The following is a 303-nucleotide window of genomic DNA, read 5'->3' on the forward strand; positions in this document are numbered from 1 at the left end:
TGATTGGTTAAGCCAATCACTCTTTGAAGTACTTTCAGTACTCAAATTATTGGAATTAACGTTGACATATTGTCATTCAGTTTTCAATGTTCATTTTGTATCACAAGAATTAATTATACTCTTATTAAAACCTTGTGTCAATAACTAATTCAACTTTTTCAAGAATTTATTCAAGAAAAAAAGACCCTAGGGTCAAAAATTGAATTTTGCCCGGCAACGTCCTACTCTCGCGGAACGTAAGCCCAACTACCATCGGCGCTAAAGAGCTTAACTTCTGTGTTCGGCATGGGAACAGGTGTGACC

The 303-nt window shown here is 36.3% G+C and carries 1 rRNA gene; it reads right to left on the reverse strand.

The window, feature by feature from the left end:
• Positions 1-208: 208 nt before the first annotated feature.
• Positions 209-303, reverse strand: a 5S ribosomal RNA gene (gene rrf / locus CD135_RS12890); the annotation flags it as partial.

Origin of the sequence: Mammaliicoccus lentus (genome assembly GCF_002902755.1) — a bacterium.
Taxonomy (GTDB): domain Bacteria; phylum Bacillota; class Bacilli; order Staphylococcales; family Staphylococcaceae; genus Mammaliicoccus; species Mammaliicoccus lentus.